Here is a 10,661-nt window from a genome sequence, read left to right as displayed (position 1 = left end):
CGCCCGGTTACATTCCGAACCCGGAAGCTAAGCCTTACAGCGCCGATGGTACTGCAGGGGGGACCCTGTGGGAGAGTAGGACACCGCCGAACAATCATTCAAAGGGTTGGATCCTGAACTTCGGTTCGGGGTCCAACCCTTTTTTGTTGGGCGTCACTTGAAGTTCACGTTCCGCAACCACCATCGTCGGCATGGGTACTGCTGCAATGCTCAGGGCCGCCGGCGTCGGAGCCGGTGACGAGGTCGTCGTACCGGCCTTCGGGAACGTGGAGGTCGCCGAGGCGGTGACGCTCACCGGTGCGCTTCCGGCGTTCGCGGACATACATCCGGTCAGCTACTGCCTTGACGCGTCCGCTGTCGAAGCGGCCATAACTCCGCGTACGGCGGCTGTCGTTGTCGTACACCGATTTGGGCGGCCGGCCGATATGGCAGGGCTCCTCGCGGTCGGGCGGCGGCGTGGGCTGTTGGTGCTGCAGGAGGGTGAGTCCGAGGCGCCGTACGACGAGATCGCTCAGCGTCGCGAACGGGCCGGCTATCTCGACGGGAGGTTGCGCGGGGTGCGCACGCCTGATAGCGGGGACGGGCACACCTACCAGCAGTACGTCGTGCGGGTTCCCGGTAACGGGCGGCCGGACCGGGATGCGTTCGCCCGGGCGCTGCGGAGCAAGGGAGTTGCATGCCGCGTGCCGGTGAAGACGCCTGTGCACCGGCTTCCCGAATTCCGGCGTTGTGTGTCGCTGCCGGAGACGGAGCGAGCCGCCGACGAGACGCTTGCGCTGCCGGTGGAAGCTTCGCTGACCAAGCGGGACATGCAGCGCGTCGTGACCGCGTGCAATGCGCTCGGCGGACTGCTTCAGCCTGCTTCCTGAGCGAGTTGGGAGCACGGGTCTGTACGGGGTATGATCTATTCCGTTGCAGCGAGGGAAACCTCGAAAAGGCGACAGGCCCCCTTAGCTCAGTCGGCAGAGCGTCTCCATGGTAAGGAGAAGGTCAACGGTTCGATTCCGTTAGGGGGCTCCAGTCAAAAGGCCCCGCCCATTCGGGCGGGGCCTTTTCGCGTTCTCCCTCAATCCTGCTGCAGGCCCGGGACGCGCATGGCCAGGATCGCCATGTCGTCGGACGGGGCGTCGGAGGCGAAGCGCTCGACCGCGCGCATGATGCGGGCCGCGACCGCGCCGGCCGTCAGGCCCGTGCAGGTGGTGAGGACATCGGCGAGACCGTCGTCGCCCAACATGCGGGTGCCTTCGCGGCGTTCGGTGACACCGTCCGTGACGCAGAGAAGGACGTCGCCCGGGTCCAGAGTGACCGTCTCCTCGTAGAGCTCCAGGTCCTCCATGACGCCGAGGAGCGGCTGGGGTTCGGCGGCCGGTTCCACGGTGCCGTCCTGGCGCAGGCGGAGCGGGAGCGGGTGGCCGGCGCAGACGACCTTCAGGCGGGCGCTGCCGTCCGCCTGTGGCCACAGCTCGCCGTAGAGGAGGGTCAGGAAGCGGCTGCGGGCGCCCTCGTCGAGGATCGCGGAGTTCAGGCGCTCCAGGACGGCCGGGCCGCTCAGGCCCTCCCTGGCCAGGAGACGGAGGGCGTGCCGTGCGAGGCCCGTCACCGCCGCCGCGTTCGGGCCCGTGCCGCAGACGTCGCCGATGGCGAAGCCGTACGCGCCGTCGCTGATGGGGAAGACGTCGTAGAAGTCACCGCCGACCTCGTTGCCCTCGCCGGCCGCGCGATAGATGACCTCGACCTCGACGCCGTCGATCTCGGGGAGCTCGGGCGGCAGGAGGCTGCGCTGGAGGGCCTGGCTGATGGCTGTGCGCTCGGAGTAGAGGCGGGCGTTGTCCAGGGCGAGGGCGGCCCGGCGGGACAGGTCCTCGGCCAGTTCAAGGATTTCCTGGCGGAAGTGTTCGTCGGCGGGCTTGCCCAGGGTCAGCATGCCGATGACGCGGTTGCGGGCGACCAGGGGGAGTACGACGGTCTCGCCGCCCACCGCGGAGGCCGTGGCGAGCGTGGGGCCGATTCCGGAGGCGAGCTGGTGGGTGGGGCCGCCGCTGAGGCCGAGGCTGCGCATGGAGCTGCGCAGGGCCGCCTGGTGGGCAGCCTCGCCCGGCGCTGACCAGACCCGGGCGCCGGGGGTGGGGACCGGGTCCGGGGGCTGGACCTTCGAGAGCAACGACTTGATGCCGTCGATGAGTTCCTCGTCCTCGTGGAGGACGTAGGACAGATAGGGATCCGAAGCCTGGTCGGCGATCGTGTAGACGGCGCACCAGGTGGCCAGGGTGGGGACGGTCATCTGGGCCATGAGGGCCAGCGTCTGGTCGCGGTCCAGGGTGCCGGCGAGGAGGTCGGATGCCTCGACGAGGAAGCTCAGGGAGCCGCGGCGCAGGCGTTCGAGTTCGCCCAGGCGGGCCGACTCGACGGCCAACGCGATGCGGTCGGCGGCGAATTGGAGGCGCAGGGCCTCTTCGTTCGAGTATCTGCCCGGTGACTCCGCGGCCACGCCCAGGGAGCCGGTGAGGCGGCCCTCGACCTTCAGCGGGACCGTGACGACCGAGCGCATGCCGGTGCCGCTCAGGAGCGGTACGGCGCCCGGTACGGCCGACAGGTCGTCGTGGACGGCCGGCATGCGGGCGGAGCTGTAGCGGCCGGGGCCCGCCTCGACGGGCACGCGCGCGAAGCGCTGACGGGCGGAGGGGAGACCGGTGGAGGCGCGGACCTCCAGCTCCGTCTCGTCGTCGGTGGCGAGGAGCAGGAAGGCGGAGTCGCCGTCGAGCATGTCGCGCGCACGTTCGACCGTGCGCTGGAGGAGCCCGTCGAGGTCGTCCGGGGCCGGGGAGCCGATGAACACCTCGAAGGGGTCGGTGCTCTGGCCGTCGGAGGAGGTGGTCGTGTCGGAGGCGGGGCCGCGCAAGGGCGTCTGGAGTACGGCGCGTTCGTGGTCGCGGACCAGGAGGCAGACGGTGGAGGGCTCGCCGCCGGTGTCGCGGACGCGCAGGTGGGAGGCGTAGACCGAGGTGACGCGGCCGTTGGCTGCCCTTATGCCGTAGCTGCCCTCCCAGCGCGAGAGCTGGAGTGCTTCGACGATTCCGGTGCCGGTGCCGGGGGTGTGCGGCCACGCCGCGAGGTCGGTCAGAGGCTTGCCGATGACCTGTTCGGCGGCATAGCCGAAGAGCTCCTCGGCGTCCTCGTTCCACGAGGTGATGGCGCACGTACGGTCGATCTGGACGACGGCCACGCGGACGCGGCCGTCGGCCAGCGGGAGGAGGTCCGCGGGCAGGGACGGGCCGGCCGCGCGGGTGCCGACGGGGCGTCCGGGGAGGACGAGTTGGAACCAGACCTGCTTCTGGGTGGGCGTGTACTCGACGCCCCAGCGGGCGGCGAGCGCGGCGCAGAGCTGGAGACCGCGGCCGCCCTCACGGTCGAGGTTGCCCATGTTGACGGCCTGCCCCTGGAGCGGGATCTCGCGCTCCGGATAGTGGTCGGCCACCTCGATCCGTACACCGTCGTCACTGCGCAGGCACAGAACATCGGCGGCGGTGCCCGCGTGCACCACGGCGTTGGTGACGAGTTCGCTGGTGAGGACCACCGCGTCGTCCACGATGTCGGCGAAGCCCCAGCCCTGGAGTGTGTCGCGGACGAAGGAGCGGGCGGTGGCTACCGATCGTCCGACGGGCTCGAAGCTGGCGGCCGCGCGCGCGGTGATCACAGAACTCCTCGACCGGTTGTCGACGTGCAGGGCTGCCTGACCGACCGGCTCGTGCCGCTGTTGCGGCAGGCCGCCCGTCGGCCGGGGGTCCGGGGGCTGTCCCCCCGGGATCAGTCCGGTGGTCATGTGTGCGGCCGCCCTCCGATGCCCGCTCGTGCTCGTGCCACCGCCCAGGCCGGACGGACCGGCTCGGCTGGACAGCCGCATGCAAGGTTACTTACCTTCGACGGCCATGCGGATGCCGGTCTGCAGTGTTTCCGTCCGGAGGGTGTGCGGACGATGTGCGAAGCTGCCGAACTGTTATGGCCGGGTTCAACCGGGGTGAAACACTGGGCAGGCTCCTGAAGAAGGTTCGGGCAGGCCGAGTGGCTTGCGCGTACGGCGGGCAGCAGCCCGTGGTGCGGCTTTGCATGCCTGGCTGACATATCGCTGTAGTAAGCAGAAGTGCGCGGCGGCAACCGGTGTGCCGCGCGGTATCACCCGAGCACAGCAGTAACGGTCGACCCCTGCGGGAGGGACACAGTGGAGTCTGGCGCAGCGACGCGGGGCACTAAAACGCGCGCGAAAGACGGACAGTCCCCGAGCGGCCGGCGCACACCGCGGAGCGGGACCACCGCGGTGGACACTGCCGCCCTGGACCGGCTGATGGCGGCGCTGGTCTCGATGCGTGACGGGAACTTCCGCAAGAGGCTCACGGTGTCAGGCGACGGCGTGATGTCGGAGATCGCGGCCGTTTTCAACGAGGTGGCCGACCGCAACCTGCACCTGACGGGTGAGCTGTCGCGGGTGCGGCGCATGGTGGGTCGTGAGGGAAAGCTCACGGAACGGCTGGAAACAGGCGCCTGTGAGGGCTCCTGGGCGTCCGCCATCGATGCCTCCAACGCGCTCGTGGACGACCTCGTACGGCCCGTCTCCGAGGTCGGCCGGGTGCTGTCCGCGGTCGCGGAGGGCGATCTGTCGCCCCGCATGGAGCTCAGGACCCAGGCGCCGGACGGGACGGGGCATCCGCTGCGCGGGGAGTTCCTGAAGGTCGGGCGGACTGTAAACAACCTTGTCGATCAGCTCTCGACGTTCACCGACGAGGTCACGCGGGTGGCCAGTGAGGTCGGTACCGAGGGCAAGCTCGGCGGCCAGGCACGCGTGCGTGGCATGTCGGGCTCCTGGAAGGACCTGACCGAGTCCGTCAACACGATGGCGTACCGGCTGACGGCCCAGGTGCGGGACATCGCGCTGGTGACCACGGCGGTGGCCAAGGGTGATCTGTCCCGGAAGGTCACGGTTCACGTGGCCGGCGAGATGCTGGAGCTGAAGAACACCGTCAACACGATGGTGGACCAGCTCTCGTCCTTCTCGTCCGAGGTGACCCGGGTCGCGCGCGAGGTGGGTGTCGAGGGCGAGCTCGGCGGCCAGGCGCAGGTGCCGGGCGTGGCCGGGGTGTGGAAGGACCTCACCGATTCGGTGAACCTCATGGCCGGCAACCTGACGGCCCAGGTGCGCGGGATCGCCCAGGTGACGACGGCGGTGGCCAGTGGCGACCTGTCGCAGAAGGTGACGGTCTCCGCACGTGGCGAGGTCGCACAGCTCGCGGACACGATCAACCAGATGACCGAGACGCTGCGGATCTTCGCGGACGAGGTCACCCGCGTGGCCAACGAGGTCGGTGCCGAGGGACAGCTCGGCGGACAGGCGAACGTGCCGGGCGCGGCGGGGACGTGGAAGGACCTCACCGACTCCGTCAACACGGTCTTCCGGAACCTCACCACACAGGTTCGGGACATCGCCGCCGTGACGACGGCGGTGGCCAACGGTGACCTGTCGCAGAAGGTCACCGTCGACGTGGCCGGCGAGATGCTGGAGCTGAAGAACACCGTCAACGGGATGGTGGACCAGCTGTCCGCGTTCGGTGCCGAGGTCACGCGCGTGGCGCGCGAGATCGGTGTCGAGGGCGAGCTGGGCGGTCAGGCGCAGGTGCCCGGGGCGGCCGGTACCTGGAAGGACCTCACCGACTCCGTCAACACGGCGTTCAGGAATCTCACCGGACAGGTGAGGAACATCGCGCAGGTGACGACGGCGGTGGCCAACGGTGACCTGTCGCAGAAGGTCACCGTGGACGTCTCCGGCGAGATGCTCCAGCTGAAGAACACCGTGAACACGATGGTGGACCAGCTCTCCGCCTTCGCCGACCAGGTGACGCGGATGGCCCGGGACGTGGGCACCGAGGGCCGCCTCGGCGGTCAGGCCGTCGTGCCCGGGGTCTCCGGGACCTGGAAGGAGCTCACCGACTCCGTCAACTTCATGGGCGGCAACCTCACCTCGCAGGTGCGGCAGATCGCCCAGGTGACGACGGCGGTGGCCCGGGGTGACCTGTCGCAGAAGATCGACGTGGACGCGCGCGGCGAGATCCTGGAGCTGAAGAACACCATCAACACGATGGTCGACCAGCTCTCCGCCTTCGCCGACCAGGTGACCCGGGTGGCCCGGGACGTGGGCACCGAGGGCCGCCTCGGCGGTCAGGCCCAGGTGCCGGGTGTGGCCGGTGTGTGGCGTGACCTGACCGACTCCGTGAACGGAATGGCAGGAAACCTTACTGCCCAGGTGCGCAACATCGCCCAGGTGGCCACCGCGGTGGCCCGGGGTGACCTGTCGCAGAAGATCGACGTGGACGCGCGCGGCGAGATCCTGGAGCTGAAGAACACCCTCAACACGATGGTGGACCAGCTCTCCAGCTTCGCCGACCAGGTGACGCGGGTGGCCCGCGAGGTGGGCACCGAGGGCATCCTCGGCGGCCAGGCCGAGGTGCAGGGTGTCTCCGGCACCTGGAAGGACCTCACGCAGTCCGTGAACTTCATGGCGAACAACCTGACCATTCAGGTGCGCAACATCGCCGAGGTCACCACCGCGGTAGCCAAGGGCGATCTCTCGAAGAAGATCACCGTCGATGCGAAGGGCGAGATCCTCGAGCTCGTCACCACTGTCAACACGATGGTCGACCAGCTGTCGTCCTTCGCCGAGCAGGTGACCCGGGTGGCCCGTGAGGTGGGCACCGAGGGGCAGCTGGGCGGTCAGGCGCGGGTACCGGGTGTCACGGGCATCTGGAAGGACCTCAGCGACAACGTGAACCTGATGGCCAACAACCTGACCATGCAGGTGCGCAACATCTCCCAGGTCGCGAACGCGGTCGCCAACGGCGACCTCACGCGGACGGTCACGATCGAGGCGCGCGGTGAGGTCGCGCAGCTCGCCGACACCTTCAACACCATGGTCAAGACGCTGAGCTCGTTCGCCGACCAGGTCACCAAGGTGGCCCGCGAGGTGGGCACGGACGGCATCCTCGGCGGCCAGGCGCGGGTGCCCGGTGTGGCCGGCACCTGGAAGGACCTCACCGAGTCGGTGAACCAGATGGCGTCCAACCTGACCGGTCAGGTCCGGAACATCGCCATGGTGACCACGGCCATCGCCAAGGGCGACCTGACCAAGAAGATCGACATCGACGCCCGCGGCGAGATCCTGGAGCTGAAGACGACCATCAACACGATGGTCGACCAACTGTCGTCCTTCGCCGAGGAGGTCACCCGGGTCGCCCGCGAGGTGGGTACCGAAGGACAGCTCGGCGGCCAGGCACGCGTGCGTGACGTCGACGGCACCTGGCGCGACCTGACCGAGTCCGTGAACGAAATGGCAGGAAACCTTACTCGCCAGGTACGGGCCATCGCGCGGGTCGCCACCGCGGTGACCCGGGGCGACCTGAACCTGAAGATCGACGTGGACGCGTCCGGCGAGATCCAGGAGCTCCAGGACTACATCAACAAGATGATCGCCAACCTGCGCGACACCACGATCGCCAACAAGGAGCAGGACTGGCTCAAGGGCAACCTGGCCCGTATCTCGGCACTCATGCAGGGCCGCCGGGACCTGGAGGACGTGGCCTCGCTGATCATGAGCGAGCTGACTCCGGTGGTGACCGCGCAGCACGGCGCGTTCTTCGTGGCGATGCCGCTCCTGGACGGCAAGGACATGAGCACCGAGGCCGAGGACCAGTACGAGCTGCGGATGCTCGGGTCGTACGGCTACTCGATGGGCTCCATGCCGACGTCGTTCCGGCCGGGGGAGGCGCTCATCGGGACGGCCGCGGAGGAGAAGCGCACGATCCTGGTGGAGAACGCGCCCAGCGGCTATCTGAAGATCTCCTCCGGTCTCGGAGAGGCGCCGCCCGCGCAGGTGATCGTCCTCCCGGTGCTGTTCGAGGGCAAGGTGCTCGGCGTCATCGAACTCGCGTCCTTCACACCCTTCACACAGATCCAGAAGGACTTCCTCAACCAGATCGCCGAGATGATCGCGACCAGCGTCAACACCATCTCCGTCAACACCAAGACCGAGGTGCTGCTGAAGCAGTCGCAGGAGCTGACCGAGCAACTGCGGGAGCGGTCGGCCGAGTTGGAGAACCGGCAGAAAGCCCTCCAGGCGTCCAACGCCGAGCTGGAGGAGAAGGCCGAGCTGCTGGCCCAGCAGAACCGCGACATCGAGGTCAAGAACACCGAGATCGAGGAGGCGCGGCAGGTCCTGGAGGAGCGCGCCGAACAGCTCGCCGTGTCCATGCGGTACAAGAGCGAGTTCCTGGCCAACATGTCGCACGAGCTGCGGACGCCGCTGAACTCGCTGCTGATCCTCGCCAAGCTGCTCGCCGACAACGCGGACTCCAACCTCACCCCGAAGCAGGTCGAGTTCGCCGAGACCATCCATGGCGCGGGCTCCGACCTGCTCCAGCTCATCAACGACATCCTCGACCTGTCGAAGGTCGAGGCGGGCAAGATGGACGTCTCGCCGACACGTATCGCGCTCGTGCAGCTCGTGGACTACGTGGAGGCCACCTTCCGGCCGCTGACCGCGGAGAAGGGCCTCGACCTGTCCGTGCGGGTCTCGCCCGAGCTGCCCGCCACGCTGCACACCGACGAGCAGCGGCTGCTCCAGGTGCTGCGCAACCTGCTGTCCAACGCAGTGAAGTTCACCGACTCCGGGGCCGTCGAGCTGGTCATCCGGCCCGCCGGGCGGGAGGTGCCGGTCGCGATCCGGGAGCAGTTGCTGGAGGCCGGTTCGCTCCGCGACCCGGACGCCGACCTGATCGCGTTCTCGGTGACCGACACCGGTATCGGTATCGCGGCCAGCAAGATGCGGGTGATCTTCGAGGCGTTCAAGCAGGCAGACGGTACGACCAGTCGCAAGTACGGCGGCACCGGACTCGGGCTGTCGATCTCGCGGGAGATCGCGCAACTGCTCGGCGGAGAGATCCACGCGCAGAGCGAGCCGGGACGCGGATCGACGTTCACGCTGTATTTGCCGCTGCACCCCAGCGAACTCCCGCCGCAGGGCTACCAGCACTCCATGCCCGCCCTGGAGGCCGGCGACCTGGTGGCGTCCGCGTCGGAGAACGGGCGGTCCGGGGGCGAGGTCGAGACGCCGGCCGAGGTGAGGTCGTACCAGGAGGCACAGAACGGTGCCGCGGCGCTCTTCCGTCGCCGTCGCAGGACCGCACCGGCCCTCGAACAGCGGATCGGGCAGCCGGACCAGTGGTCGGCGGTGGAGCACCAGAGCACGCCGCAGCCGCGCCGGGGTATCCGGTTCGGCGGCGAGAAGGTGCTGATCGTCGACGACGACATCCGCAACGTCTTCGCGCTGACCAGCGTCCTCGAACAGCACGGACTGTCGGTGCTCTACGCGGAGAACGGCCGTGAGGGCATCGAGGTGCTGGAACAGCACGAGGACGTGGCGGTCGTCCTGATGGACATCATGATGCCCGAGATGGACGGTTACGCGACGACCAACGCGATCCGCAGGATGCCGCAGTTCGCCGGGCTCCCGATCATCGCGCTGACCGCCAAGGCGATGAAGGGCGACCGGGAGAAGGCGATCGAGTCGGGCGCCTCCGACTACGTGACCAAGCCGGTCGACCCCGATCATCTGCTGTCGGTGATGCAGCAGTGGATGCGGGGGGAGTGACGGGAATCAGCGAAGTTCACGCGGAGTTGCTGACTCAGTGTGTCCGGCGCCGTGTAGAAGTACGGGATTCGGGGAACCTTCTGGTCTCTCACTACGTTTCTGCTTCGTGCACAGTGACATCACGGTGACAGGGTGTGGCGACAGACAGGGTGCGGCTACGATGACCGGCACAAGGACGGGCGGCGAAAGGGAGTCGTCCCCAGGGGCGGCACCCGGTGCACATCCGGGGCGAGGAGGGCGGGCCATGGTGCAGAAGGCCAAGATCCTCCTGGTCGATGACCGGCCGGAGAATCTGCTGGCGCTGGAGGCCATCCTCTCCGCGCTCGATCAGACACTGGTGCGGGCATCGTCCGGGGAGGAAGCGCTCAAGGCGCTGCTCACGGACGACTTCGCGGTGATTCTGCTGGACGTCCAGATGCCGGGCATGGACGGTTTCGAGACCGCGGCGCACATCAAACGGCGGGAGCGGACCCGGGACATCCCGATCATCTTCCTCACCGCCATCAACCACGGGCCGCACCACACCTTCCGGGGATACGCGGCCGGTGCCGTGGACTACATCTCCAAGCCGTTCGACCCGTGGGTGCTGCGCGCGAAGGTCTCGGTGTTCGTCGAGCTCTACATGAAGAACTGCCAGTTGCGGGAGCAGGCGGCGCTGCTGCGGCTCCAGTTGGAGGGCGGCGGAGGCAAGGCGGCGGTCGGGGACGCGAAGGAGCCGGCGGGTCTGCTCGCCGAGCTGTCCGCGCGGCTCGCGGCGGTCGAGGAGCAGGCCGAGGCACTCTCCAAGCAACTCGACGACGAGTCGGCGGACGCGGCCGCGGTCGCCACCGCGGCCCATCTCGAACGCAAACTCACGGGGTTGCGGCGGGCACTGGACGCGTTGGAACCGGGCACCGGGAGTTCGCCGTCGGTGCCCTCGCGGAACTGATCGGAACTGACGCGTGGCGCAAGTGTTCCCGCGCTTCCCGCGGGT

4 protein-coding genes, 1 tRNA gene and 1 rRNA gene are annotated in these 10,661 nt (G+C 68.5%); 5 read left to right on the top strand and 1 reads right to left on the bottom strand.

Annotation, left to right across the window (positions count from 1 at the left end; translation table 11 throughout):
• The 3 genes from rrf to ACIRP7_RS43710 all read left to right on the top strand — a co-directional run.
• A 5S ribosomal RNA gene (gene rrf / locus ACIRP7_RS43720) occupies nt 1-92 on the top strand; the annotation flags it as partial.
• Nucleotides 93-206: 114 nt separating this feature from the next.
• Complete coding sequence (locus tag ACIRP7_RS43715) at nt 207-869, top strand: DegT/DnrJ/EryC1/StrS family aminotransferase (RefSeq protein ID WP_403672038.1); 663 nt, start codon at nt 207-209, stop codon at nt 867-869.
• Nucleotides 870-944: 75 nt separating this feature from the next.
• Nucleotides 945-1,020: transfer RNA gene (locus ACIRP7_RS43710), tRNA-Thr, on the top strand.
• Between the two features lie 46 nt (nt 1,021-1,066).
• Here ACIRP7_RS43710 and ACIRP7_RS43705 read toward each other — a convergent pair.
• Nucleotides 1,067-3,820 (bottom strand): SpoIIE family protein phosphatase, encoded by a 2,754-nt coding sequence (locus tag ACIRP7_RS43705; protein ID WP_403672033.1) that lies wholly within the window; start codon nt 3,818-3,820, stop codon nt 1,067-1,069.
• A 396-nt stretch (nt 3,821-4,216) separates the two neighbouring features.
• Here ACIRP7_RS43705 and ACIRP7_RS43700 point away from each other — a divergent pair, with 396 nt between their 5' ends.
• Together ACIRP7_RS43700 and ACIRP7_RS43695 are read left to right on the top strand one after the other, a co-directional pair.
• Complete coding sequence (locus tag ACIRP7_RS43700) at nt 4,217-9,688, top strand: HAMP domain-containing protein (protein ID WP_403672030.1); 5,472 nt, start codon at nt 4,217-4,219, stop codon at nt 9,686-9,688.
• A 244-nt stretch (nt 9,689-9,932) separates the two neighbouring features.
• On the top strand, nt 9,933-10,616 hold the full coding sequence (locus ACIRP7_RS43695) for a two-component system response regulator (RefSeq protein WP_403672027.1): 684 nt from the start codon (nt 9,933-9,935) through the stop codon (nt 10,614-10,616).
• Nucleotides 10,617-10,661: the final 45 nt, after the last annotated feature.

Source organism: Streptomyces sp. NPDC102270, from assembly GCF_044766405.1.
GTDB lineage: Bacteria > Actinomycetota > Actinomycetes > Streptomycetales > Streptomycetaceae > Streptomyces.
The sequence above is the reverse complement of the archived record's forward strand: the minus strand, read 5'-3'. Positions and strand labels throughout refer to the sequence as shown.

Bases quoted from the DNA above. Each gene is read 5' to 3' on its own strand.
- ACIRP7_RS43695 (WP_403672027.1), top strand. From the start codon at position 9,933: ATGGTGCAGAAGGCCAAGATCCTCCTGGTCGATGACCGGCCGGAGAAT.
- ACIRP7_RS43705 (WP_403672033.1), bottom strand. From the start codon at position 3,820: ATGACCACCGGACTGATCCCGGGGGGACAGCCCCCGGACCCCCGGCCG.
- ACIRP7_RS43715 (WP_403672038.1), top strand. From the start codon at position 207: ATGCTCAGGGCCGCCGGCGTCGGAGCCGGTGACGAGGTCGTCGTACCG.